This is a genomic window from Propionivibrio pelophilus DSM 12018, assembly GCF_059569095.1.
Window position 1 is genome coordinate 1 of record NZ_JCANUT010000010.1, and the last position, 24,235, is coordinate 24,235.

Annotated in this window: 28 protein-coding genes and 1 rRNA gene; 16 read left to right on the top strand and 13 right to left on the bottom strand. The window is 64.8% G+C overall.

Annotated elements, in window-relative coordinates; all coding sequences use genetic code 11:
- Window positions 1-131: 131 nt before the first annotated feature.
- Together rrf and BO74_RS06530 are read left to right on the top strand one after the other, a co-directional pair.
- Window positions 132-245, top strand: a 5S ribosomal RNA gene (rrf, locus tag BO74_RS06525).
- Between the two features lie 126 nt (window positions 246-371).
- Window positions 372-1,328: an MBL fold metallo-hydrolase gene (locus BO74_RS06530; protein ID WP_496440947.1), complete on the top strand. Its 957-nt coding sequence runs from the start codon at window positions 372-374 to the stop codon at window positions 1,326-1,328.
- A 4-nt stretch (window positions 1,329-1,332) separates the two neighbouring features.
- Here BO74_RS06530 and tcdA read toward each other — a convergent pair whose 3' ends face one another.
- Window positions 1,333-2,121: a tRNA cyclic N6-threonylcarbamoyladenosine(37) synthase TcdA gene (tcdA, locus tag BO74_RS06535; protein WP_496440948.1), complete on the bottom strand. Its 789-nt coding sequence runs from the start codon at window positions 2,119-2,121 to the stop codon at window positions 1,333-1,335.
- A complete protein-coding gene (locus BO74_RS06540; protein ID WP_496440949.1) occupies window positions 2,118-3,224 on the bottom strand; it encodes an HD-GYP domain-containing protein in 1,107 nt (368 codons plus the stop codon). The genes tcdA and BO74_RS06540 overlap by 4 nt, the downstream gene beginning before the upstream one ends.
- A 135-nt stretch (window positions 3,225-3,359) precedes the next feature.
- On the opposite strand from BO74_RS06540, the gene BO74_RS06545 reads away from it, so the two are divergent.
- From BO74_RS06545 to BO74_RS06560, 4 genes are all read left to right on the top strand, one after another.
- Entirely contained in the window at window positions 3,360-3,704 is a 345-nt protein-coding gene (locus BO74_RS06545; protein ID WP_496440950.1) for an FKBP-type peptidyl-prolyl cis-trans isomerase, read from the top strand.
- Window positions 3,704-4,747 carry a pseudouridine synthase gene (locus BO74_RS06550; protein ID WP_496440951.1) on the top strand — a complete coding sequence of 348 codons (1,044 nt, stop codon included), beginning with the start codon at window positions 3,704-3,706 and terminating at the stop codon, window positions 4,745-4,747. The genes BO74_RS06545 and BO74_RS06550 overlap by 1 nt, the downstream gene beginning before the upstream one ends.
- Window positions 4,748-4,822: 75 nt before the next feature.
- Window positions 4,823-5,899: a DUF2157 domain-containing protein gene (locus BO74_RS06555; protein WP_496440952.1), complete on the top strand. Its 1,077-nt coding sequence runs from the start codon at window positions 4,823-4,825 to the stop codon at window positions 5,897-5,899.
- Window positions 5,896-6,714 (top strand): DUF4824 family protein, encoded by an 819-nt coding sequence (locus tag BO74_RS06560; RefSeq protein WP_496440954.1) that lies wholly within the window; start codon window positions 5,896-5,898, stop codon window positions 6,712-6,714. The genes BO74_RS06555 and BO74_RS06560 overlap by 4 nt, the downstream gene beginning before the upstream one ends.
- 20 nt (window positions 6,715-6,734) lie before the next feature.
- On the opposite strand, the gene BO74_RS06565 is transcribed toward BO74_RS06560, so the two are convergent.
- The 3 genes from BO74_RS06565 to BO74_RS06575 are packed head-to-tail and all read right to left on the bottom strand — an operon-like array spanning window position 6,735 to window position 8,646.
- Window positions 6,735-7,568 (bottom strand): peptidoglycan DD-metalloendopeptidase family protein, encoded by an 834-nt coding sequence (locus BO74_RS06565; protein WP_496440956.1) that lies wholly within the window; start codon window positions 7,566-7,568, stop codon window positions 6,735-6,737.
- The gene (ypfJ, locus tag BO74_RS06570; RefSeq protein ID WP_496440957.1) at window positions 7,565-8,422 is read right to left on the bottom strand and encodes a KPN_02809 family neutral zinc metallopeptidase; all 858 of its coding nucleotides are present in this window, start codon (window positions 8,420-8,422) and stop codon (window positions 7,565-7,567) included. Before ypfJ ends, BO74_RS06565 begins: the two co-directional genes overlap by 4 nt.
- Before the next feature lie 29 nt (window positions 8,423-8,451).
- Window positions 8,452-8,646: a hypothetical protein gene (locus BO74_RS06575; RefSeq protein WP_496440959.1), complete on the bottom strand. Its 195-nt coding sequence runs from the start codon at window positions 8,644-8,646 to the stop codon at window positions 8,452-8,454.
- Window positions 8,647-8,822: 176 nt separating this feature from the next.
- Between BO74_RS06575 and BO74_RS06580 the strand changes: the two genes are divergently transcribed.
- Window positions 8,823-9,206: a nuclear transport factor 2 family protein gene (locus BO74_RS06580; protein ID WP_496440961.1), complete on the top strand. Its 384-nt coding sequence runs from the start codon at window positions 8,823-8,825 to the stop codon at window positions 9,204-9,206.
- Window positions 9,207-9,232: 26 nt separating this feature from the next.
- Window positions 9,233-9,562: a DHCW motif cupin fold protein gene (locus BO74_RS06585; protein ID WP_496440963.1), complete on the top strand. Its 330-nt coding sequence runs from the start codon at window positions 9,233-9,235 to the stop codon at window positions 9,560-9,562.
- A gap of 30 nt (window positions 9,563-9,592) precedes the next feature.
- Here BO74_RS06585 and arsC read toward each other — a convergent pair whose 3' ends face one another.
- The 7 genes from arsC to BO74_RS06620 all read right to left on the bottom strand — a co-directional run bounded on the left by arsC (window position 9,593) and on the right by BO74_RS06620 (window position 15,955).
- A complete protein-coding gene (gene arsC / locus BO74_RS06590; RefSeq protein ID WP_496440965.1) occupies window positions 9,593-9,961 on the bottom strand; it encodes an arsenate reductase (glutaredoxin) in 369 nt (122 codons plus the stop codon).
- A gap of 22 nt (window positions 9,962-9,983) precedes the next feature.
- Window positions 9,984-10,631: a CBS domain-containing protein gene (locus BO74_RS06595; RefSeq protein WP_496440967.1), complete on the bottom strand. Its 648-nt coding sequence runs from the start codon at window positions 10,629-10,631 to the stop codon at window positions 9,984-9,986.
- Window positions 10,632-10,675: 44 nt separating this feature from the next.
- Complete coding sequence (locus tag BO74_RS06600; protein ID WP_496440968.1) at window positions 10,676-11,524, bottom strand: HTD2 family dehydratase; 849 nt, start codon at window positions 11,522-11,524, stop codon at window positions 10,676-10,678.
- A 20-nt stretch (window positions 11,525-11,544) separates the two neighbouring features.
- Window positions 11,545-12,747 (bottom strand): ABC transporter permease, encoded by a 1,203-nt coding sequence (locus BO74_RS06605; RefSeq protein ID WP_496441063.1) that lies wholly within the window; start codon window positions 12,745-12,747, stop codon window positions 11,545-11,547.
- A 10-nt stretch (window positions 12,748-12,757) separates the two neighbouring features.
- Entirely contained in the window at window positions 12,758-13,963 is a 1,206-nt protein-coding gene (locus BO74_RS06610; RefSeq protein WP_496440969.1) for an ABC transporter permease, read from the bottom strand.
- A gap of 139 nt (window positions 13,964-14,102) precedes the next feature.
- On the bottom strand, window positions 14,103-14,798 hold the full coding sequence (locus BO74_RS06615) for an ABC transporter ATP-binding protein (protein ID WP_496440971.1): 696 nt from the start codon (window positions 14,796-14,798) through the stop codon (window positions 14,103-14,105).
- Window positions 14,795-15,955: an efflux RND transporter periplasmic adaptor subunit gene (locus BO74_RS06620; RefSeq protein ID WP_496440972.1), complete on the bottom strand. Its 1,161-nt coding sequence runs from the start codon at window positions 15,953-15,955 to the stop codon at window positions 14,795-14,797. Before BO74_RS06620 ends, BO74_RS06615 begins: the two co-directional genes overlap by 4 nt.
- Here BO74_RS06620 and BO74_RS06625 point away from each other — a divergent pair.
- Together BO74_RS06625 and ggt are read left to right on the top strand one after the other, a co-directional pair.
- The gene (locus BO74_RS06625) at window positions 15,954-16,076 is read left to right on the top strand and encodes a hypothetical protein (protein WP_496440973.1); all 123 of its coding nucleotides are present in this window, start codon (window positions 15,954-15,956) and stop codon (window positions 16,074-16,076) included. The two genes, BO74_RS06620 and BO74_RS06625, sit on opposite strands and share 2 nt — an antisense overlap.
- 75 nt (window positions 16,077-16,151) lie before the next feature.
- Window positions 16,152-17,951, top strand: coding sequence for a gamma-glutamyltransferase (gene ggt, locus BO74_RS06630; protein ID WP_496440974.1), 1,800 nt, complete (start codon window positions 16,152-16,154; stop codon window positions 17,949-17,951).
- Here the strand turns inward: ggt and BO74_RS06635 are convergent.
- Window positions 17,945-18,292, bottom strand: a complete 348-nt coding sequence (locus tag BO74_RS06635) for a hypothetical protein (RefSeq protein WP_496440975.1) — start codon at window positions 18,290-18,292, stop codon at window positions 17,945-17,947. The two genes, ggt and BO74_RS06635, sit on opposite strands and share 7 nt — an antisense overlap.
- Before the next feature lie 198 nt (window positions 18,293-18,490).
- On the opposite strand from BO74_RS06635, the gene napF reads away from it, so the two are divergent.
- From napF to BO74_RS06665, 6 genes are all read left to right on the top strand, one after another.
- Window positions 18,491-19,003, top strand: a complete 513-nt coding sequence (gene napF / locus BO74_RS06640; RefSeq protein ID WP_496440976.1) for a ferredoxin-type protein NapF — start codon at window positions 18,491-18,493, stop codon at window positions 19,001-19,003.
- Window positions 19,000-19,299: a chaperone NapD gene (locus tag BO74_RS06645; protein ID WP_496440977.1), complete on the top strand. Its 300-nt coding sequence runs from the start codon at window positions 19,000-19,002 to the stop codon at window positions 19,297-19,299. Before napF ends, BO74_RS06645 begins: the two co-directional genes overlap by 4 nt.
- The gene (gene napA / locus BO74_RS06650) at window positions 19,296-21,836 is read left to right on the top strand and encodes a nitrate reductase catalytic subunit NapA (RefSeq protein ID WP_496440979.1); all 2,541 of its coding nucleotides are present in this window, start codon (window positions 19,296-19,298) and stop codon (window positions 21,834-21,836) included. Before BO74_RS06645 ends, napA begins: the two co-directional genes overlap by 4 nt.
- A 148-nt stretch (window positions 21,837-21,984) precedes the next feature.
- Entirely contained in the window at window positions 21,985-22,887 is a 903-nt protein-coding gene (gene napG / locus BO74_RS06655; RefSeq protein WP_496440981.1) for a ferredoxin-type protein NapG, read from the top strand.
- Window positions 22,884-23,732 carry a quinol dehydrogenase ferredoxin subunit NapH gene (gene napH, locus BO74_RS06660; RefSeq protein ID WP_496440983.1) on the top strand — a complete coding sequence of 283 codons (849 nt, stop codon included), beginning with the start codon at window positions 22,884-22,886 and terminating at the stop codon, window positions 23,730-23,732. Before napG ends, napH begins: the two co-directional genes overlap by 4 nt.
- Window positions 23,732-24,214: a nitrate reductase cytochrome c-type subunit gene (locus BO74_RS06665; protein ID WP_496440984.1), complete on the top strand. Its 483-nt coding sequence runs from the start codon at window positions 23,732-23,734 to the stop codon at window positions 24,212-24,214. Before napH ends, BO74_RS06665 begins: the two co-directional genes overlap by 1 nt.
- Window positions 24,215-24,235: the final 21 nt, after the last annotated feature.

Consider the following 24,235-nt stretch of genomic DNA (forward strand, 5'->3'; position numbering starts at 1 on the left):
TAAGCTAACCAGTACTAATTGCCCGTGCGGCTTGATCCTATAACCTTAAGCGCAACTCAGACGCTGCAATTACAACGAACCAAACCTTCTTCCCATTTTGCGCATGACCCCGGTCATGCGGACAAGTTATGCTTGGCGGCAATAGCACTTTGGACCCACCCCTTCCCATCCCGAACAGGACCGTGAAACGAAGTCGCGCCGATGATAGTGCACAGCTCGTGTGCGAAAGTAGGTCACCGCCAGGCTCCCCAACAAAAAAGCCCTCCAGCTATCCAGCTCGAGGGCTTTTTTACTTCCTAAGAAAAAAATGCCGCAGAACACGGATAGCCGATGACGGATAATTCCGCGCTTTCGGTTCTGGGAAGCAAGCGATGACGAACGTAATCTCCTACGGTAACGGGATCCATGCAATCGATTCGGGGTATGTGCGACCCCGCATGGCGGCGGTTCATCTGCTTGTCGAGAACGGCCGGGTTGCGTTGATCGATACTGGCACCAACGCGTCACTAGATGTGGTCTCTGCAGCGCTGAGCGAACTCGCACTGACCAAAGAGTCGGTTGATTATATTTGCCTGACCCATGTTCACCTTGATCACGCCGGGGGAGCCGGCGCGATGATGCGGGCGTTTCCCAGAGCGCAACTGGTGGTGCATCCCCGCGGAGCGAGGCACATGATCGACCCTTCGCGCGTGGTGGAAAGCGCGACCGCCGTTTACGGGGCGGCGGAGATGGATCGGCTGTACGGTGAAATCCTACCCGTCGATAAGGCGTGGGTTGTCGAGGCGCCGGACGGGACGGCCCTTGAATTCGGCGGGCGTCGCCTGCGCGCACTGGATACGCCTGGTCACGCACGGCATCATCTCTGTTTTCTTGACGAAACGACAGGACACTTCTTTACCGGCGACACGTTCGGCCTCTCTTATCCCGAATTTGATGTGAAGGGGCGGCAGTTTGTCTTTCCGGCAACCACGCCGGTGCAGTTCGAACCCGAAGCGATGCATGCATCCATCGACCGCTTGATGGCGCTTGCCCCGGGGGCTGTCTACCTGACGCACTTCGGCCGGGTCGGTGATCCGGCGGGGGCTGCGGGCGATTTGCATCGGCTGATCGATGCCTACGTGGGAATCGCCATTCGGCACCGGGAGGCCGGAGGCGAGCGTCACACGCGCATCCGCGATGATCTTGCCCGGTTGATGCTCGACGAAGTCGATGCGATGGGTGGCACGCTTGCCTCTGCCCAGGTTCTCGAACTGCTGGGGGGCGACATCGAAATCAACGCTCAGGGCCTCAGTGTCTGGCTCGATAGCGCTTCGCGTCGTGCGGGTTGAGCGCTTACTCGTGGCCGGCGATCCGGCGTAATGCGACGCTGGCGGCGATCAGCCCGAATGTCGCTGTCACGCAAACCGACGAGCCGTAGCCAGCACAGTTGAGTCCGGCGGGGGATGATGGCAGATCACACGCAGCCCCAGCTTCCGGGTAGCGGAGCGGCTCGCTGGAGAAGGCCGCGGGGACGCCGAATTTACGTTTCTGGTCGCGGGGGAAGCCGTATTCCTTGCGCAGACGCGAGCGGACCTTGGCCAGAAGCGGATCCTGCACGGTGCGCGACAAGTCGGCGATTTCGATGCGCGATGGATCGAGTTGGCCGCCGGCGCCGCCGGCGGTGACGATGGGGATTCTTTTTTCAACGCACCAGGCAATCATCGTGGCCTTGGTGCGGACCTGGTCGATGGCATCGACGATGTAGTCGAAGCCGCCATCGAGCATCGTACCCAGATTCTCGGGGGTGACGAAATCCTCGATCGTTTCGATCTGACACGCCGGATTGATTTCGCGGATGCGTTCGGCCATGGCGTCCGTCTTGGCTTTTCCGAATTTGCCGTCGAGAGCGTGGATCTGCCGGTTGACGTTCGATTCAGCGATCATGTCCAGATCGATCAGCGTGATGTGGCCTACCGCTGAACGGGCCAGCGCTTCTGCCGCCCAGGAACCGACGCCGCCAATGCCGACGATGCAGACGTTGGCGCGCTGGATGCGCTGGAAGCCGTCGTCTCCGTAGAGGCGGCGCACGCCGCCGAAGCGACGTTCAAGATCAGCAGATTCGGTGAGTGTAGTGATCGTCATGCGTTGACCGAACGATGAATGACCTGGTTGAACGGCTCGATCCAGTCCTTGGCGAACTGGTTGTCGCAGGCGTTGACTTCGGCGATGGCCCGCAGTACCGAGCGGTTCTTGCCGCGGTGGGCGTGCTTCAGCATGACCGACTCGAATGCGTCGACGATGGCCAGGATCTTGGCGCCGTCGCAAATTCGCGCGCCGACGAGCCCTTCGGGGTAACCGCGACCGTCGGGCGTCTCATGGTGTTGTGCCACCATTTTCGCAGCGTCCTCCCAACCAGCCATCCGGCCGAGCAGTCCGGCGGCGTGTCCCGGATGGTTGTGCATCACTTCCTTTTCATCCGGCGTCATGTTGCCGACCTTCAGCCAGGTCGATTCCGGCAGGAACATCATTCCGATGTCGTGCATGTACACCGCGGCCTCAAGCTGCACGGGATCAACTGGCTTGCCTCTGATCTGGTTGGTTTCACTGGCCAGCCGCAGGAGTCGCAGGGTGCGGCCTTTGAACAGCGGTGAACGGTTCTCCAGCTGGTCGGCGAGCGAGCGGAAGAAGCGCAAATCGTCGCTCGTCTGCGCCGGGGACTTGCTGATCGCACTCGGCGAGCGGCCGCGGCCGAATTGCACCGATTCGGTCGTCGGCCGGAAGCCGGTGACGGTCGTGATGACCTCCACCGCTTCGCGTTCGATATCCGCAGCCGCGGCATCGGCGAGCCGCTGCAGGCCGTTGACCAGCGCGAGGAGCCGCAGGTTGTCGAGCGAGCGGCGGGAGCGCAGGCCTTCCGCGGCAAGTTCGAGCCGGTCGATGGCCAGGAGAATCGCTTCGGCAAGTATGTCGCTGAAGGCCAGCTCCCCATTGCGCAGGCGGGCCAGCAGCGTTTCGATCGGGTGCGCGATGGTGACTGCCAACTCGACCTTGCACAGCGTCGCATCGCCCTTGATGTTGTGCAGCGAGCGGAAGAGGCTGCCGATGATCTCGCGATCGTCGGGTGCGCTCCGCAGGCGCGAGATGTCGCGCTCGATGCCCGGGGCGAGGTCGTTCAGGGACTCGATGAATTCCTCCAGCGCGGTGAAATCGGTGACCGCCGGCGCGATGATCGATCGGATGTCCATGTCGCCTCCCACGAAATAATTGTCCGCCAAGTTTAGCCGAAAGCGTTCCCGACGCCGATGGCGAAGGTGAAATTGAACTGGCCCGTACCGCGCCCGTGGTCTAAACTTCCGCACTCTTTCCAAGGAGAACACATCATGTCCAAAACGACGACAGAATCCGGGCTGCAGATCGAGGAGCTCCGCGTGGGCAACGGCGACGAGGCGATGCCGGGCCAGTTCGTGAGCGTGCATTACACCGGCTGGCTGACCGACGGCAGCAAGTTCGATTCGAGCAAGGATCGTGACGAGCCGTTCGAGTTCTCGCTTGGGCAGCGCATGGTCATCGCCGGCTGGGACGAAGGCGTGCAAGGCATGCGCGTCGGCGGCGTCCGCAAGCTGACGATTCCGCCGCAGCTCGGCTATGGTGCGCGCGGCGCCGGCGGCGTCATTCCGCCGAATGCGACGCTGGTTTTCGAAGTCGAACTGCTCGATATCCTCTAATGGCCGAAACACCGCGCAAGACGCTTCGCCTGCCAGTTCGGGCGGAAGGCGAGGAACGGCCGCCCAATCCGAAGCGCAAGCCGCTGCGTGGCACGGGCGCTGGCGCTCGTCGTCCGCCTCAAGTCGCAGAGGAGACGAGCGCCGAGCCGGCCAAGAAGGTCGACTGGCGCAACAAGTCGAAAAGTAAGCGCGAGGAGACACCGGTCGGGCGAGCCGCGAAGCCGGAGCGGAAGGCCCCCGAGGCGGTCCAGGTAAAACCTTCGGGGCATCGCAATCCGGAAAAGCAGGCTCCCTCCACGCAGGTTTCGACTGCGCTTGCTGGCGTCCGCGTCTCCAAGCTGATGGCCGAGCGTGGCATGTGCTCGCGGCGCGAGGCGGACAATTTCATCGAGCGCGGCTGGGTCTATGTCGACGGCGAGCGCGTCAGCGAACTTGGCACCCGCGTCGATCCGGGCGCGAAGATCTCGCTCGACAAGGAAGCTCGCGCGGCGCAGCAGCGCCAGATGACGGTGCTCCTGCACAAGCCGGTCGGTTACGTTTCCGGCCAGCCGGAACCGGGGTGCGAACCGGCGGTGGTGCTGATCAAGCCAGAAAACCAGCAGCGCAGCCCCGATACGGCGCTCTTTCATGCGTCGCACCTCAAGGGTTTGGCGCCGGCCGGGCGGCTGGACATCGACTCGACCGGCCTGCTGGTCCTGACCCAGGACGGACGCGTGGCTCGGCAACTGATCGGCGAGAACTCGAAGGTCGAGAAGGAGTACCTGGTCCGCGTCGAGGGGCAACTCGTCGACAACGGACTGGCGCTGCTCAACCACGGGTTGGCGCTCGACGGCAAGCCGTTGAAGCCGGCCAAGGTCGAATGGCTGAACGACGACCAGTTGCGTTTTATCCTCAACGAGGGGCGGAAGCGGCAGATCCGCCGCATGTGCGAACTGGTCGGCTTGCGCGTGGTCGGGCTCAAACGGGTGCGCATCGGCCGCGTCCGGCTCGGCGACCTGCCGCTCGGCAAATGGCGGTACCTGCGGGAGCATGAGGCGTTCTGATGAACGATTGCCGGCGGCATGGCGAGCCGGTATCGTTATGACGGACGTGTTCGTCCGGCCAGATATCGCTGATCGATGACCCCTCTCTCGCGCAATACGGCCCAGCAGCGGGCCGACCAGATTCAGCACTTTCGCCGCGAACTCGACCAACTTGCCGCCGAAGGCGTGTTGCAACTGGGCGTGGAGCAGCGCCAGCGTCTCGATGCGCACCACGAGACGCTCCTGGCGGAACTCGCCCGCGAATTCGATATCGACGGCGATGTGCGTTCGCGGCAGCTGTCATGGGGGATGCGGATCGCCTCGCTGCTCGGCGCCCTCGCCCTGGCCGCCAGCGTGTTCTTCCTGTTCCGCCAGTTCTGGGGGCTGTTTCCCGAATCGACCCAGGTCGGCGTCCTGGTGGGCGCCTCGTTGGCGACCTTCGCCGCCACCCTGATCACCCGCCAGCGTGACACGACGGGCTATTTCACCAAGCTGTGCGCGATGGTGGCCTTCGCCTGCTTCGTGCTCAACGTGGCGATGATCGGGCAGATCTTCAACATCACGCCGTCGGACAAGGCCTCGCTGCCCTGGGCGGTGTATGGCCTGTTGCTCGCCTATCTGTGCGACCTGCGCCTCCTGCTGGCGGTCGGCCTCGTCTGCCTGCTCGCTTTCATTGCGGCGCGTGTCGGTACCTGGAGCGGCGTGTACTGGATCCATTTCGGCGAGCGCCCGGAAAATTTCCTTCCTGCTTCGCTGGCCCTGTTCGTCTTGCCTGTGCTTTTTAGGCATGAGCGCCACGACCAGTTTCCGGCGATTTATCGCTTGGTCGGACTGCTGGCTTTCTTCCTGCCGGTGTTGATCCTGTCGCATTGGGGGCAGGGTAGCTATCTCTCCTGGTCGGCGGCGACGATCGAGCACGTCTACCAGATCGCCGGCTTCGTCTTCGGTGCCTTGGTGATCTGGCTTGGCCTGCGTCGGCAATGGACGGAAACGGCCAATACCGGCGTCGTGTTCTTCGTGATCTTCCTCTACACCAAGTTCTACGACTGGTGGTGGGAGCTGATACCGAAGTACCTGTTCTTCCTCGTACTCGGCCTGACCGCCGTGCTGGTCCTGCTGGTGATGAAGCGCGTGCGGCGGCCGGCGGCGTTCGCGGAGGGTGAGGCGCCATGAAACGAAAGATTTTTTTGTCGATCGGTGCGCTGCTGGTGGTCGTCTTCACCAACGCCGTGGCCCTTGGCGGGGCTTGGTGGAATCGCTCGGGTGAGGCGGAGAGCCGGCTCGAACTCTCGCAGCGCGAACTGCGCGTGCCGTATCGCGGCGCTGATCGCGAGAGCAGCGGTCTGGCGCTGTCGCTGGTCTGGCGGGTCGGCGTTGCCCTCGATGCCGATGATTCGTACCTGGATCGGCAGGATGGCCGCTCGCCCCGGTGGCTGGATCGGGCGAAGCTGGAGAGCCTCGGTTTCGCTTTTCCGGATGATTCCGCTTCGGCTGGCCGCAAGGTGCCGGAACTGGCGCGCGATGTCCTGCTGGTGCTGGAACTCGATGGCGAGGCATTCCGTCGGTCGCTCGAACGGGCACAGCAGCGGCGTGCGGCGGAAGAACTGAAACTGGCCGTGCTGCCCGAGGGCAAGGAAAAAGAGAATCGCCGGAAAAACCTCGACAACGAACTGGCCCGCGAGGAGAACGAAAGCAGCCGGCTGTTCGTGATCGATGCCGGGCTCGATTCTGCGACGCTGCGCACGAAGTATTCCGACCGCGCCCGCTACGCGATTGTGCAGGGGCAGATTCGACCGGCGTGGCGGGGGCGCGAGGGCGATCCCGTGCGCGGCTACGTCAGCAATCTTTCCATCGGCGCGATCAACGTGCCGCATGTGTTGCGGCCGCTGCTGCCGGATGGCGGGGAGAAAAAGACGTTTTCGGCGACCGTCGCCTTTGGCCGGCGCCTCGAACCGTGGATCGAGCAGGTGACAGTGTCTGGTCGCTGAGCAGCGGTGCGGGTTCCGATTCAGCGGCGTTTCAGGAAAAGTTCGGGATCGACCATCGTCCCGTTGAGCACCACACTCCAGTGCAGGTGCGGGCCGCTGGCGCGGCCGGTGGCGCCGATCCGGCCGAGCGTCTGGCCTTTCCGGAGGATCTCGCCGGGCTTCACGTCGATGCGGTCGAGGTGGCAATACATGCTGAGCAGCCCGTTGCCGTGGTCGAGAAAAACCGTCTTGCCGTTGAAGAAGTAATCGTCGATGGCCAGGACAGTCCCCGTGGCGGGCGCTCGGACCGGCGTGCCGCGGCGCGCGGCAATGTCCAGTCCGCTGTGCGGCGCGCGCGGCTCGCCGTTGAAGATCCGGCGCAGGCCGAAACGGCTGGCCAGCCGCCCGGTGACCGGCTTGACGAAGTCCGTCCCGGTTTCGGCGGACGGTCGCCAGTGTTTTTTCAATGCCTGAATGCGCTCGATTTCGGCCAGCGCGCGGGCCTCGTCTTCGGGTGACAAGGTGACCTTGCTGGAATCCTTGAGCGTGATGCGTTGCTCGGCGTAGTGCTTCTCACCGACGGCGAAACGCACCGCACGCTCTCCACCGTTGGCGCGAACCCGCAGCGCTTGCGTGCCGGCCCGTGTTTCAAGCGGCACACCAACGACGGCGATCCAGTGACCGTCCTCGGCGGCGACCCACACGTGCCGGTCGCCCAGCCACGCCTCGGGCGGCTCGGGGCTGTCGAGTAGGGTGCCGAGCGGGACCAGGGCAATGCCGCCGGCCACATTCGATGCAACCGGCAACGCGATGGCGGGGCGGAGCAAGAGCAACATCAGGGCCGCGGCCAGCGCAGCGAGGTGGCTTCGCGTCACAGGGCGGCGCCCTTGAATGTGTCGCACTGACGCAGGTCGCCGGAGTCCAGCCCGCGGCGGAACCAGCGCATGCGCTGCTCGGAGGTGCCGTGGGTGAATGATTCCGGCACGATGCTCCCTTGCGACTGTTGTTGCAGCCGGTCATCGCCGATGGCTGCCGCTGCGGTCAGCGCCTGCTCGATTTCACCCGGTTCAATGATGTTCTTCGCCGCATCGGCACGGTACCCCCAGACACCCGCGAAGCAGTCTGCCTGCAGTTCCAGGCGCACTGACAGGGCGTTGGCTCGGGAGCGGCTGATGCCTTGCTGCGCTTCGCGCACCTTGTCCGAGATGCCGAGAAGATTCTGCACATGGTGGCCGACCTCGTGGGCGATCACGTAGGCCTGGGCGAATTCGCCTGGTGCGTGGAAGCGTTCCCGGAGATCGCTGTAGAACGACAGGTCGATGTACACCTTCTGGTCGGCGGGGCAGTAGAACGGGCCCATTGCGGCCTGGCCAGTGCCGCAGGCGGAAGGCGTCGAACCGGAGAACAACACCAGTTTCGGCTCGCGATAGCGGGCGTCGTTCTCGCGGAAAATCTGCTCCCACGTTTCTTCAGTACTGCCCAGCACCTTGGCCACGAAGCGCCCCATTTCATCGCCGACCGGCAGCGTGCGCGTGCTGACTTGCATCGGTGGCGCGTCGACGTTCGACAGCAGGCCGAGGACGACCATCGGGTCGATACCGAGAAAGTAGCTGGCGACCAGTGCCACGACGATCGAACCGATGCCCAGGCCGCCACGCCGCACGCCAAAACCACCACTGCCGCGGCGGTCCTCGACGTTGCTGCTTTCCTGCTGGTCATCCAGGCGCATCGGATACCTCGTCTCGTGTGGCGCGGAAGTCAGTCATTCGTTGGCTCGGACGGCTTCTCGGTGCGGGCCTTTTTCTGCTCCAGGCGCTCGTTCTTGCTGCCGTCGAAGAAAACGTACCGTCCATACAGTTCGCAGCCTTTCATGCCGGGATCGCAGGGCAGGTTCTTGACCTTGCTGCATTTTCCGTCAAGTTCGTGCGGGCAACTCCAGCCACCACCGGTCATCGTCTTCTGCCTTGAGTCAGGAAAACCTCGATTCTCCGCGCTTCGGCGTCACTGTTCAAGAGGCGGTATTGTGGCGGCTCGGCGATTGAATTATCCCCGGCCCTCGCGGTCCATCCGACGGCACGCCGTTGGCGTGCGCTGCAAAAAAATGGAAGAAAACAAGGAACATAGCGACCATGAAAGAACCTCAAACGATCCTCAAAGCCTGGATGGACGCCGTCAATGCCGGTGATCTGGAAGGGTTGCTGGCGCTCTACGATGACAGCGCCGTGCTCATTCCGACCTTCTCCAACCGCTTGCTGATCAAGCCCGAGGCCATTTGCGACTATTTCACCAAGCTGTGCAGCCGCGAGGAATTGAGCATCGCCCTGCACGAGAAGACGCTGCACATCCAGGATGTCGGCGGTAACGTCCATGCCATGAACGGCATTTATTGCTGGCGCTTCGCCGTCGATGGCGAACTGCTGAGCTTCGAGGCACGCTTCAGCTACATGCTCGATCTCGCGCGCGAGAAACCGATCCTGCATCATCACTCCTCGCAGATCCCGCGTATGCTCTGAGCTTTTCACGCGTTCGGGAGAACACGATGCAAATGTCCGGCATCTCCTTCGGGACGACCGACTGGTCCGCCATTCCGCCGACGGAACATCCCGGCGAATCCGGCAAGGCCTTCTGGCGGACTTGCCAGTTCGGCACGATCCGTGTGCGCATGGTCGACTACACGCCGGGCTATCTGGCCGATCACTGGTGTTCGAAGGGGCACATCCTGTTGTGTCTGGAAGGGGAGCTGCATACCGAACTGGACGACGGACGCACCTTCGTCCTCCGTCCGGGGATGAGTTACCAGGTCGCCGACAACGCCGAAGCGCACCGCTCATCGACGCCGTGCGGGGCGAAGCTGTTCATCGTCGATTGAGGGATTTCGCCCGGATTTCCAAGGCGGATCTCAGACCGTGTCGAGCAATTCGAGAACGCGTTCCGGCGGCCGGCCGATGATCGCCTTGTCGCCGCGGACGACGATCGGGCGTTCGATCAGGATCGGGTGGGCGGTGAGCGCGTCGAGCCACTGCTCGTCGTCGAGCGCCTTGCCCGCGTAGTGTTCCTTGAAGACGTCCTCGCCGCGGCGGACGAGTTCTGCCGGCTTCATATCGAGCTTCTGCAGCAGCGCGCGCAGTTCCTCCCTGCTCGGCGGGGTCTTCAGGTACTCGACGATCGTCGCTTCGATGCCCTGGCCGGCGACGAGCTCCCAGGCCGAGCGACTCTTCGAGCAGCGCGCATTGTGGTAGATGACGACCGGAGTGCTTTGACTGTTCATTGAATTTCCTCGTGGTGTTGTGTCACCGCCAGACGCTCAGCGGCGGATCGGTGACGACGGCGTGCAGGATGTCGCTGCGCGACACGAAGCCGAGCAGTGCCCCGCCGTCATTGACGATGGGAACGCCGTCCACGCCGCGTTCGAGCATGACGCGGGCGATCCGGCGAATGTCGGTCAGCGGCGTGGCGGCGACGACCGGCGTGCTCATCACGTCGCCAACGCGTCGGCGCAGGACATCGCGCACTTCGCCGTTGTCGACATTGAGGACCATCAGCAGGTTCCGTTCGCTGACGATGCCGACCAGGCGTTGCCCGGCGTCCAGTACCGGCGCCTGATGAATCTGATGGTCGACCAGCGTCTTCCAGGCGCGGGCCACGTCGTCGTCGACACCGACCGTGACGACCTCGGGCTGCATGATCTGGTTGGCGTGATACAGCGGACCGCGTTCGAGGCTCTCCGGCAGCATCGCCTGATAGGCGTCCACTACCTGTTGCGAGTGGCCGGCGGTGGCTCCCTGGAGGGGGGGCTGCCCTTCAACGCCGGCTTCAAGCTGGTCGCCGACCCGACGGGCGGAAAAAACAGGCGCGCGCCGGGTGATTGCCGCCACGCGGGGCAATGTTTCGAGCGTGCCCTGGAACACCGGGCCGCTGATGCCGTAGATGGAAAACATCGTATTCCCTTGGTTGCGACGGGAGTCTGACCGAAATTCCTCGTTCAGGGTTCCAGCAAGGCCTCTGCCTCCATCGAACGCACGCCGTTGCCGAGGATCGCCGTCAGCGTGACGTGCTCGCCATCGCGCGTTGCCGCGAGGGTGATCGTCTCGCCGAGCAGGGCGGGGGCGAGACCGCGGTAGTTGAACTCGCGCAGCGGGCGCCCGCCGATCTCTTCGGCGAAGCCGGCGAGCAGCGTTGCGTTCAGCGGCCCGTGGATGACCAGGTTGGCGTAGCCCTCGACGTTGCGGCAGTAGTCGAGGTCGTAATGGATGCGATGGCCGTTGAAGGTCAGCGCCGAATAGCGGAACAACGTAGTCGATGTCGGGGTGAAGGTCTTGCTGAACGGCGCGGACACGGTTTCGGTGTTTGCCGTCGGTGGCGTCGGCCGGGTCGCCGCTTTGTAAACGATGTCGTGTTCCTCGCGGAGCAGCGGTTGGCCTTCGGGCGAGGCCAGTTCGTGCAGCACGGTGACAAAGACGAGGTCTCCCGAGCGACCGACCTTGTGCTCGACCTTGAGGATGCTTGACGTCTTGCGTACCCGCGAGCCGATCGGAACCGGGGCGAGAAAGGCGACGCGTCCGCCGGCCCACATCCGGTTCGGCAGCGGCACCGGCGGCAGGAAACCGCCGCGCGCCGGGTGGCCGTCGCGCCCGAGTTCGCCGGGCGGCCGTCCTTCGAGGAAGTAGAGCCAGTGCCATAGCGGCGGCAACGGCGCGCCGTCGCGAATCCGCGCGGCATCGGCGGCCACGGTGGCGGCCATCAGCCGGGCGTGGCGTGTTGAAATCACGTCCTCGTCGACCTGCGTCTTGCCGATCCAGGTGCGCAGGTGCTCGATGTCGATCTGGCTCATGCTTGTGTCCTCCCTCGTTTTCATTCTGCCCGCAAGGCGTCGACCGGGTCCAGCCGCGCCGCGCGCCGCGCCGGAAGCACGCCGGCCAGCAGGCCAATGCTCATGGCGATGGCTTCGGCGATTACCACGAAGGCGAACGGCGTATGCACGGGCAGGGCCGGCACCAGCAGATGGATGAGCTGCGCCAGGCCGATGCCGACAAGCAGGCCGACGAGCCCGCCGAGCGCCGACAGGGCGACCGCCTCGCCAAGGAACAGGCTGAGGATGGTTCGCCGCGGCGCCCCCAGCGCGACGAGCAGGCCGATCTCGCTGGTGCGTTCGGTGACGGCGATGGTCATGATCGTGACGATGCCGACGCCGCCGACGAGCAGCGAAATGCTGCCGAGGGCGCCGACGGCCATGGTCAGCACGTCGAGGATGTTGGACAGCGTGCGCAGCATGTCCTCCTGCGTGGTCAGGGTGAAGTCCTCGCGGCCGTGGCGCGCCTTGAGCGTCGAAGTGATCAACGCAGCGATGCGCGCGGCCGGGATGCCTTCTTCGTAGGCCAGGTCGATGGTCATCAGCCCGTCGCGGTTGAACACCTCCTGGGCGCGCGCGGTCGGGATGTAGGCCGAATCGTCGAGATCGATGCCGAGGAACTGGCCTTTCGGTTCCATCACGCCGATCACGCGGAACTGGAAGTTGCCGATGCTGACCTTGGCGCCAAGGGCGCTCTCGGCGCCGAACAGCTCCGTCTTTACCTTGGCCCCGAGCACGACGAAGGCGCGGGCGCTGTCCGAGTCGTCGGCCGGCAGGAACTGGCCGCTGCTGAGCTTCATCCGGTACACCTTCGGCATGTCCGCACTTTGCCCGTAGACGATCGAACGCCGCAGCCGGCCGTTGCCCTTGATCTCGGTGTTGCCCCAGACCACCGCCGTCATCCCGGTGATGTGCGGCAGGCGGGAGAGTGCCCGTGCATCGTCAAGCGTGAGCGGTCGCACCGAGGTGGGAATGCCCGTCGGCGCCGGTCCCGAAGTCTTCACCTTGCCCGGCGCGACGTTGATCAGGTTGGTGCCGAACTGGGTGAACTCCGCCAGGACGAAGCGGTGGATGCCCTCGCCGATCGAGGTGAGCAGGATCACCGCGGCAATGCCGACGGCGATGCCGAGCAACGTCAGGAAACTGCGCAGGCGGTGCGCGGTAATGGCGCGCCAGGCCAGGTGGATCGAGTCGGACGGGCGGATCATGGCGGACTCACCGTTTTGCCAGCGACTCGACCGGGTCGAGCCGTGCCGCGCGGCGGGCAGGCAGAACGCCGAAGATGATGCCGGTGACCAGCGCCGTGCCGAGTCCGGCCAGCGCCGCCCAGTCGGGCGGATAGGCCGGATACGCCGGATACAGCAGGCGGATGGCGGCGGTACCGGCGTGGCCGAGCAGGAAGCCGAGGAGCGCGCCGGCCAGCGACAGCATCGCCGCCTCGGTCAGGAAGGCGGTGCGGATCGTCCCGCCGGTGGCGCCGAGCGCCTTGAGCAGGCCGATCTCGGAGGTGCGCTGCGTTACCGAGACGAGCATCACGTTCATCACCAGGATGCCGGCCACCGCCAGACTGATCGCCGCGATGCCGGCCACCGCCAGGGTCAGCGTGCCGAGCAGCTTGTCGAAGGTGGACAGCACCGCGTCCTGGGTGATCACCGTTACATCCTCTTCCCCTTCGTGGCGTTGCTTGATGATCTCGGTGACCTGGCGCTTGGCGGTTTCGATCGCTTCGCGGCTGTTGGCTTCGACGAGAATGCGAAACAGGGTGTTGCTGTTGAACATGGCTTGCGCCAGCGCCACGGGCACGATGATCGTCTCGTCGGTGTTCATCCCCAGCCCTTGCGACGAAGCCATCACGCCGACGACCCGGAAGCGCCGGTCGCCGATGCGCACCAACTGGCCGAGCGCCGGCTGCGCGCCGAACAGTTCGTCGCGGATATTCGCGCCGATCACCGCCTCGGGCGCGCCGCGTCGCCAGTCGCCAGCGGAAAGGAAACGGCCTTGCGCCATCTCCTGATGGCGGATGTCCTGGTACTGCGCGTTGGTGCCGGCGACGAAGACCTCGCGCAAGCGGCCGCCGTAGCTGATCTCCGAGGTGCCGACGGCGAGCGGCGCGACCCGGCGCACGGCGCTGCCGCGCAGCAGCGCCTGCGCGTCGTCGATGGTCAGATCGCGGGTGGTGTTGGTGATCGCGTTGCCCGGATTGAAGCCGCCGGTTTCGGAACGTCCGGGCAGGACGATGACCAGGTTGGTGCCGATCGAGGCGAATTCGTTCACGACGTAGCGCCGTGCGCCGTCTCCGAGCGCGGTGAGCACGACGACGGCGGCGACGCCAATGGACATCGCCAGCACCAGCAGGAAGGTGCGCAACGGGTTGCCGGCGGCGGCGTCGCGGGCGAAGCGGATCAGGTCGGGAGCGCGCATCTTGCTTTATCGCCCGGCAAGAGCTTCGTCACCCCGGCGCAGGCCGGGGTCCAGTTCGGCCGGTCCGGAATTCTGTTAACGCCCGGCTGGATTCCGGGCTGCGCCGGAATGACGGGGCATGAAATGGCGTCGTTTGTTTTCACTGCCTGGCCGAATCGTGCCGCAGCTCGCCGTCCTCCATGCGCAGCTGCCGGCGTGCGCGGGCGCCGAGGGCGGCGTCGTGGGTGACGACAATCAGGGTGACGCCTTTCCCGTTCAATTCTTCGAGCAGGCGCATGACGTCCTCGCCGGTGGCGCGGTCGAGGTTGCCGGTCGGCTCGTCGGCAAGCAGGACGGCCGGCTGCATGATCGTCGCGCGGGCAATCGCCACGCGCTGGCGCTGGCCACCGGAGAGCTGGTTGGGGCGATGATCGGCGCGGTTCGTGAGTCCGTAGTCATCGAGCGCCTGTTCCACGCGCGCCTTGCGCTCGGCCGGCGCGATGCCGGCCAGGACCATCGGCAGGGCGATGTTTTCCGCCGCGGTCAACCGCGGCACCAAATGGAAACTCTGAAAGACGAAACCGATGCGTTCGCGCCGTACCCGCGCCTGCTCTTCCGGCGTCAGGGTCGTCACGTCGCGTCCTTCGAGGCGGTAGGTGCCGGAATTGGGGTGGTCGAGCAGGCCGAGCAGGTTGAGCAGCGTGGACTTGCCCGAGCCGGACGGCCCCATCACCGCCACGTACTCGCCGGCAGCGATGCCGAGGTCGAGCTGGTGCAGCGCATGCACCTCGCTGTCGCCGAGGTAAAAGACCCGTTCGATGCCGGACAACTCGATCAGCGGCGCGCTCATCGTCATCGTTTGTCCGTTACGCCTGCTTCCAGCGTGTAGTGCGCACCCGACTTGACGCCGGTGCGTTCGAGCGAGGTGACGACGCGTTCGCCGGCTTCCAGCCCTTCCAGCACCTCGGTGAATTCCCAGTTGGACAGGCCGGCCTTGATTTGCCGCTCTTCCAGTTTTCCCTCCTTGCCAGCGACGAGCACGCGGCCGCCTTCGAGCAGGGCGGCGGTCGGCACGCGCACCACGTTCTCGCGCGCTTCGAGCACCACTTCGATGTCGGCGCTGTAGCCGACCAGCAACTTGCCCGGCGCTTTCGGGTCGTCGAAGGTGGCCTCGATGTCGACCGTGCGCGCCTGCTTCTCCACGGCCGACACGTAAGGGGCGATGCGCTTGACCGTACCGGGAAACGATTGCTTCGGCAGTGCGTCGAGGCTGATGCGTACCGGCTGGCCCGGGCGGATCTTCGGCGCGTCAACCTCGTCCATCGGCGCCTCGACGTAGAGGCAGGTGTCGTCGATCAGGTCGATCGCCGGCGGCGTCGGTACCCCGGGCGGCGACGGCGTCGAGTACTCGCCGACTTCGCCGACGATCTTGGCGACGATGCCATCGAACGGCGCATAGAGGACCGTGCGCCCCTGCTCGACGCGGGTGGCGGCGACCTTGGCCTCGAACTGCACGACGTCCGCCCTGGCGGCCTTGCAGCCGGCCCGGCGCGCCTCCGCTTCGGTGCGCGCGGCTTCCTCGCGCGAAGTAGACACGAAGCCCTTTTCGCGCAGCGCGGTCTGCCGGTCCGCTTCGCGTTCGGCATTGGCCGCCTGCGCGCAGGCCTCGGCGGCGCGTTGCCGCGCCGTGGCCACCTGGGTCAGCGCCAGCGCGCTTTGCGCCTGCTGGTCGTCGTTCCACAGCTTCATCAGCAACTGCCCCTTCTTGACCCGGTCGCCCTCCTTGACGTCGAGCACCTCGATGCGTCCGCCCATGATCGTGGACAGTTTCGTGCGCTGGCAGGCCTCGACCGTGCCGGCGCGGGTATTGGCGATGCTCGCTTCGACCGTGCCGCGATCGATTTCGCTGGCGACGACGGCGATCGGCTTGGGGCGGGTAAACCACCAGAACGCCGCGGCAAGTGCGGCGATGATGACGAGGGCGATGAGCAGACGGCGAATCAGGAGGGGCATGAAGAATCCGATGTGGCGGCGAACAGATCAGAACGGCATGTTCGGGGAAAAGAACGGTGGAGGCAAGGGACCATCGCGCCTGCAGCAGGATAGCGAAGTCATCCTTGCGCAGTTCTCGTAAAATGCCGTTTGGTGGTTTTGCGCCGCAGCCCCTTTCCGGCAAGGCGCATTTGGCAGGTTTTTCAAGGAGACAAGCATGGCTGTCGCAGGATCGGTCCGGCGCGTGGTGACGAACGCGCTGGTACTCGCGGTTTTTTCCGTCTGTTTTTCAGAACCCATCCTGGCGGCATCACTGCCTGCAGTGGAAGCCAGAAACGGCATGGTCGTCGCCTCGCAGCATCTGGCGTCGAAGGTCGGCGCCGAGATTCTCAAGGCGGGCGGCAACGCCGTCGACGCGGCGGTGGCCGTGGGCTATGCGCAGGCGGTGGTCAATCCCTGCTGCGGCAACATCGGCGGCGGCGGTTTCATGACCATCCACCTGGCCGACGGGCGCGATGTGTTCCTCAATTTTCGCGAAAAGGCGCCGACCGCCTCGACGGCGAACATGTACCTCGATGCCGCGGGCAACGTCGTCAAGAACGCCAGTCTGTACGGCTATCTGGCCGTCGGCGTGCCGGGCACGGTGCTCGGGCTCGATACGGCGCTGAAGAAATACGGCACCCTGAGCCGCGAGAAGGTGATGGCGCCGGCAATCCGGCTGGCGCGCGAGGGCTTCGTCCTCACCCGGGCGGATACCGATATCCTCGACACGACGATCGAGCGCTTCAGGCAGGATCCGGAAGCCGCCCGCATCTTCCTGCGCAAGGACGGCACGCCGCTGCAGCCGGGCGACCGCCTGGTGCAGAAGGATCTGGCGCGTACGCTGGAAGCCATCGCCAAGTCCGGCCCGGACGCCTTCTACAAGGGGCGGATTCCGAAAGCGGTCGAGGCGGCGGCGAAGAAGGGCGGCGGTATCCTGAGCGCGGCTGATTTCGCCGACTATTCAGTCAGCGAAAGCGCGCCGCTGACCTGTGATTACCGGGGCTACGTGTTTCATTCGGCGCCGCCGCCGAGTTCCGGCGGCACGACGATGTGCCAGATTCTCAACACGCTGGAAGGTTACGACCTGACGACTACGGGCTTCAATTCGGCCGAGACCGTTCATTTGATGACCGAGGCGATGCGCCATGCCTACATGGATCGCAACACCTACCTCGGCGATCCGGCCTTCGTGAAGAACCCGCTCGATCGCTTGCTCGCCAAGAAGTATGCGGAGGAGATCAGAAAGAAAATAACCGACCTGGCGACGCCGTCGAGCGAGATCAAGCCGGGCAAGGTGCCGCACGCGCCGGTCGAATCCAAGGAATCCAGGGAGACGACGCACTACTCGATCGTGGACAAGGACGGCAACGCGGTGTCGACGACCTACACGATCAACGGCCGCTTCGGCGCGGTGGTCATCGCGCCGGGAACCGGCTTCTTCCTCAACAACGAGATGGACGACTTCACCATCAAGCAGGGCGTGAAGAATCTCTACGGCCTGGTGCAGGGCGCAACCAACGCCATCGCCCCGAAGAAGCAGCCGCTGTCGTCGATGTCGCCGACGCTGATCACCAAGGATGGCAAGACCTTCATGGTGCTCGGTTCGCCGGGCGGTTCGCGGATCATCAGCATCACGCTGCAGGCCGCGCTCAACGTCATCGATCACGGCATGACCCCGCAGGAGGCCGTCGACGCCCCGCGCATCCACCACCAGTGGCTGCCCGACGAGGTGTACTACGAAACGCGCGGTCTTTCCGCGGATACGCTCAAGGAACTCAAGGTCATGGGCTACAAGATGACCGAACAGACGCCGTGGGGCGCGGCCGAGGTGATCCTCTACGGAGTGCCCGGTGCGGCTGGTGTGGCGCCCGCCAGTTCAGGCAACGATGGCGCAGTGTCCGGCAAGGTCCGCGAAGGGTTCATCTACGGCGCCAACGATCCGCGCCGGCCGGCGGGAGCGGCGATCGGTTACTGACGCCTCAGCCGGCCTGCAGGCGTCTTGCTGGTGCGGGCTACGGCTGAAATCCGGAGCACCGAGGAGTCGGTTCCAGCGGCTGGAGATTGCGCGGTGTCGATCGTGTCGCCCGGAACTTCTGGCGAGGCTGTGGCCGGAGTGTCTGCGCCGGGATCAAGACGGGCTGGCTGTGGTGCGTCGCGCAGGCCGACGTAGGCGGTCACGCCGACAAGCAGCAAGGCAAGCAGGGTCAGAATGCAACGCCGGGCCCGGCGCGCCGGGGACAGCACCAGGGGCGGTTCATCCGCGGACGATGGTATTGCCGTTGCCGGGCGCTTCTTTTGCAAATTGCTGGTGACCATGCGGACCTCTGACCTTCGCCGGGTGGGCGTTACCGCCTTTGATGAACCTGCAGCAGAGTCTAGCGGCCGGTTTTTGTCGTGTCTGTCCGTGCTTCCCCTTACAAAACGAAGCGGGCGTGACCTTTTTTTTAGCAAAGATCAAAGTTTCCTCCTATCCTGACGGGTAGATTGCCGGTTCATTGTGAGGTCTTGTGAATCATGGATCTGTCCCGTCGCCGCTTTTTTGGCAGTCGCACGCGCGTTGCGCCTTTCCGGCCGCCCTGGAGCATGGCGGAGGCGGTGTTCGTTGACGCCTGCACGCGTTGCGACGATTGCGTTTCCGCTTGCCCGACCGGGTTGTTGAAGCGCGGTGACGGCGGCTATCCGGTGGCCGACTTCGCGAGCGCGGCCTGCACGTTCTGCGGCGAATGTTCGGATGCCTGTGCGACGACGGCGATTGCCCGAGAGCTTGCGCCGGCGCCCTGGTCCTTCTCCATCCATATTGCTGACGGTTGCTTGGCGCATCAGCGCGTCGAATGCCGCGTCTGCGGCGAGTTGTGCGACGCAGGGGCGATCCGTTTTCGGCCGACGCTTGGCGGGGTTTCGCGCCCCGAGGTTGACCATGCTGCCTGCACCGGCTGCGGCGCCTGTCTTGCTCCCTGTCCGGTCAATGCCATTGCGCGTGTGGCTCGTCCATCACTTCCATCTCTTCTTCCTGCGGAGTTGTCATGAACATCGCCAGCCTGGTGTTGCGCATCCGTCCCGAAACGCGTGCCGAGGCCGAAGCCGCGCTGTGCGCGCTGCCCGGCGTCGAGTGCCACCACATGAGCGACGACGGCAAACTCATCGTCACCGTCGAGGACGTGCCCGGCGCGGCCATGTCGGACACGCTGATCGCCGTTCATCGCGTGCCGCAGGTGCTGGCCGCGACGCTGGCCTACGAACATACCGACAACTCCATTCCGATAATCCCGATCCCCCCTATCCCGACACCGAGGAATCTGCCCTGCCAGGAGGCTCAGCCATGACAATCAACCGACGCGAATTCATAAAGATCCAGGCCATCGCCACCGCGGCTGCCAGCGCCGGGATCGCCCTGCCTGCCGTGGCCGAGCAAAAGGCGCCGCCGAGTTCCGCCGTGCGCTGGGACAAAGGCGTCTGCCGCTTCTGCGGCACCGGTTGCGCGGTGCTGGTCGGCGTGCAGAACGGGCGCGTGGTGGCGACGCAGGGCGACCCGGATTCGGAGGTGAATCGCGGGCTGAACTGCATCAAGGGCTACTTCCTCTCCAAGATCATGTACGGCGAAGACCGCCTGACGCAGCCGCTGCTGCGCATGAAGAATGGCAAGTACGACAAGGAGGGCGAGTTCACGCCGATCTCTTGGGACAAGGCCTTCGACATCATGGCCGAGAAGTGGAAGGCGGCGCTGAAGTCCGACGGCCCGGCCGGCGTCGGCATGTTCGGCTCGGGGCAATGGACGATTTTCGAAGGCTACGCCGCGGCCAAGCTGTTCAAGGCCGGCTTCCGCTCCAACAACATCGATCCGAACGCCCGCCACTGCATGGCCTCGGCCGTGGCCGGCTTCATGCGCACCTTCGGCATCGACGAGCCGATGGGCTGCTACGACGACATCGAGCAGGCCGACGCCTTCGTGCTCTGGGGCTCGAACATGGCGGAGATGCACCCGATCCTGTGGACGCGCATCACCGACCGCCGCCTGACCAAGACCGATGTGGAAGTGCACGTGCTGTCGACCTTCGAGCACCGCAGCTTCGAGCTGGCGGACAACGGCATGATTTTCGCGCCGCAGACCGACCTCGCCATCCTCAACTACATCTGCAACCACATCATCCAGAGCGGCAAGGTCAACGAGGAGTTCGTCAAGCGCAACGTCAACTTCAAGGTCGGCGAGACGGACATCGGCTTCGGCCTGCGTCCGGCGCACGCGCTGGAAAAGGACGCCAAGTTCAACGGCTATCCCGGCGCCGACGGCAAGCCGAAGAACAATCCGAACGATGCGAAGCCGAGCACGTTCGAGGAGTTCAAGAAGTTCGTCAGCGAGTACACGCTGGAGAAGGTTGCCAAGCTGTCCGGCGTGGAGCCGGAAAAACTCAAGCGGATGGCCGAGCTCTACGCCGACCCGAAGAAGAAGGTCGTCAGCTACTGGACGATGGGCTTCAACCAGCACACGCGCGGCACGTGGGTGAACAACATGATCTACAACGTGCACCTGCTGGTCGGGAAGATCTCCGAACCGGGCAATGGGCCGTTCTCGCTGACCGGCCAACCCTCGGCCTGCGGCACGGCGCGCGAGGTCGGCACTTTCGCGCATCGCCTGCCGGCCGACATGGTGGTGACCAACCCGGCACACCGCAAGCACACCGAGGAACTCTGGCAACTGCCTGAAGGCACGCTCAACGAGAAGATCGGCCTGCACGCCGTGGCGCAGAGCCGCGCGCTGAAGGACGGCAAGCTCAAGTGCTACTGGACGACGACGACCAACAACATGCAGGCCGGCCCGAACATCAACGAGGAAATCTACCCCGGCTGGCGTAACCCGGACACCTTCGTTGTCGTTTCGGATGCCTATCCCACGGTCTCGGCGCTGGCGGCCGACCTGGTCCTGCCGTCGGCGATGTGGATGGAGAAGGAGGGCGCTTACGGCAACGCCGAGCGGCGCACCCAGTTCTGGCGGCAGCAGGTCAAGGCGCCGGGCGAGTCACGGTCCGACCTGTGGCAATACATCGAGTTCGCCAAGCGCTTCAAGGTGGAAGAGGTCTGGCCGGCGGCGTTGCTCGACAAGAAGCCGGAATACAAGGGCAAGACGCTGTACGACGTGTTGTACGCCAACGGCGTTGTCAACAAGTTCGGCAAGGACGAACTGCAGAAGGTCAACGCGCACGCCATCAAGGACTACACCAACGACGAGTCCGAGGCCTTCGGCTTCTACGTGCAGAAGGGGTTGTTCGAGGAATATGCGAAATTCGGGCGCGGTCACGCGCACGACCTCGCGCCGTTCGACATGTACCACAAGGCGCGCGGCCTGCGCTGGCCGGTGGTCGACGGCAAGGAGACGCTGTGGCGCTTCCGTGAGGGCTACGACCCGTACGTGAAGGCCGGCGAGGGCGTCAAGTTCTATGGGCACAAGGACAACAAGGCGGTGATCTTCGCGCTGCCGTACCAGGATCCGCCCGAGATGCCGGACAAGGAATTCGACCTGTGGCTATGCACCGGTCGCGTGCTCGAGCACTGGCACACTGGGTCGATGACCCGCCGGGTCGCGGAACTGCACAAGGCGGTTCCCGAGGCGCAGGTCTTCATGCATCCGGACGATGCGAAGAAGCGCAAGCTGCAGCGCGGCATGCTGGTCAAGGTGATCTCGCGGCGCGGCGAGATGACCGCGCGCATCGAAACCAAGGGGCGCAACAAGCCGCCGGTCGGCTTGATCTTCGTGCCGTTCTTCGACGAGTCGCGACTGGTGAACAAGCTGATTCTCGACGCCACCTGCCCGATCTCGAAGGAAACCGACTTCAAGAAGGCGGTGGTGAAGGTGGTCAGGGCTTGAAAGCCATTCGCAACGGAGACACTGAGCACAGAGTATTGAAAGAGGCCGTCACCCCGGCGAAGGCCGGGGTCCAGTTCGTCGGCCTTTCTGGATTCCGGCTTGCGCCGGAATGACGAAGGTTTTAGCCAAGGTGGCCGAGTAACGAGCCGTGAGTCCGACAAAGAAAAGCGCCAAGCAAACCAACGAAGCCTCCCCGGCGTCGCTGGCGCGGCGCAAGTTCATCAACAGCGTCGCCGCTGCGGCCGGCGGCGGCTGTCTGCTGGCGCTCGGCGCGGGGTTGCTGGCACGGCAGGCGTCGGCCTTGCCGGCGCAGGCGATCCGTCCGCCCGGCGCGCTGGCGGAAGACGATTTCCTCTCGGCCTGCGTGCGCTGCGGCTTGTGCGTGCGCGATTGCCCGTACGACACGCTGAAACTCTCCGACTTGGGCGACCCGGTGGCGACCGGCACGCCGTACTTCACTGCGCGCGACATCCCGTGCGAGATGTGCGAGGACATTCCCTGCGTCAAGGCCTGCCCGACCGGCGCGCTCGACCGCGAACTGACCGACATCACGCAAGCGCGCATGGGCCTTGCGGCGCTGGTCGATCAGGAGAACTGCCTGAACTTCCTCGGCCTGCGCTGCGACGTCTGCTATCGCGTCTGCCCGGTGATCGACCAAGCGATCACCTTGGAACTCAGGCACAACCCGCGCTCCGACCGGCACGCGCTGCTGCTGCCGACCGTCCATTCGGATGCCTGCACCGGCTGCGGCAAGTGCGAGAAATCGTGCGTGCTGCCCGAACCGGCGATCAAGGTCTTCCCGCGCGAGCTGGCGCAGGGCGCCTTGCCGGCGCACTACCGCAAGGGCTGGGAAGAAAAGGCGCGGCAAGGCGAATCGCTGATCGGCGAACAGATCAAGCTGCCGGTGCGCGGCTTCGAGGGCACGACGGCGGGCCGTTCGGCGACCGAGACGGTTGTCGCGCCGACGGCCCCGGCGGCGCCGATCGTGCCGGATGTGCCTGTCTCTGCCCCCGGCAAGGCCGGTACCCTTAATTCGCGGTGGAAGCCATGAGCACGCCCTCCTCGCAATCCGCGCCGCGTTCCTGGTTCGCCCGTCAGCGCTGGCTTCTGCTGCGCCGCGCGAGCCAGTTGACGATCCTCGCGCTCTTCCTGGCCGGGCCGTGGTTTGGCGTCTGGGTGCTGAAGGGCAATCTCTCTGCGTCGCTGATCCTCGACACCATTCCGCTGACCGACCCGCTGCTCGCCTTGCAGACGATGGTCGCCGGGCACTGGCCGTACGTCACGGCGCTGACCGGCGCGGCGATCGTCCTGGCGTTTTATCTGCTCGTCGGCGGGCGCGTGTTCTGCAGCTGGGTCTGCCCGGTGAACATGGTGACCGACGCCGCCGCGTGGTCGCGGAGAAAACTGGGCATCAAGACCGGCCGTGTGCCCGACGCCAACACCCGCTACTGGCTGCTCGCCGGGATATTGCTGGCGACCGCCGTGACTGGCGCGCTGGTGTGGGAATGGGTGAATCCCGTCTCCCTGCTGCATCGGGCGCTGATCTTCGGCCTGTGGGGCTCGCTGCTGGCAATCGCCGGCATCTTCGCTTACGACCTGCTGATCGCCAGCCGCGGCTGGTGCGGTCACCTCTGCCCGGTCGGCGCCTTCTACAGCCTGCTCGGGCGCGCCGCGCTGATCCGCGTCTCGGCCGCGCAACGCAGCGCCTGCGACGACTGCATGGATTGCTTCACCGTCTGCCCCGAGCCGCAGGTGATCCGGCCGGCCCTGAAACAGGCCGGTCAGACGCACCCGCTGATTCTCTCCGGAGACTGCACCAATTGCGGCCGTTGTATCGACGTATGCGACCGCCAGGTTTTCAAGATGACCCACCGATTCGACCAGAGGAGCGCGTGATGAACCAGCCGACCTTCAGTTTTGCCCGACCATTCGCCCTGTTCTTGGCGATCGCCATGAGCCTGCTGCTGGCGTTCTCCGGACCGGTCGCAGCCCAGGATAAATTCGAGCCGGTCAAGCTCAAGACGCTGCGCAGCGTCGACATCACCGCCAGCGATCCGGCTGGCGACGGGACGCGCTACGCGCCCGACACGTCGGCGCTGCCGCGCGACTTCGTGCAGCAGCCGCCGCTGATTCCGCACACGATCGAGAGCTACATCGTCAGCAAGGAGTTCAACAAGTGCATGGACTGCCACGCCTGGTCGCGTGCCGGCGAAGCGAAGGCGACGAAGATCTCGATCACGCACTTCAAGTCGCGCGAAGGCGCCGAGATGTCGAGCGTTGCGCCGAACCGCTACTTCTGCAACCAGTGCCACGTCTCGCAGACCGACGCCAAGCCGCTGGTGGGCAACACGTTCAAGCCGGGCGCGGGCTTGCGTTAAGCCGCCGGAGGGAGAGCAAAC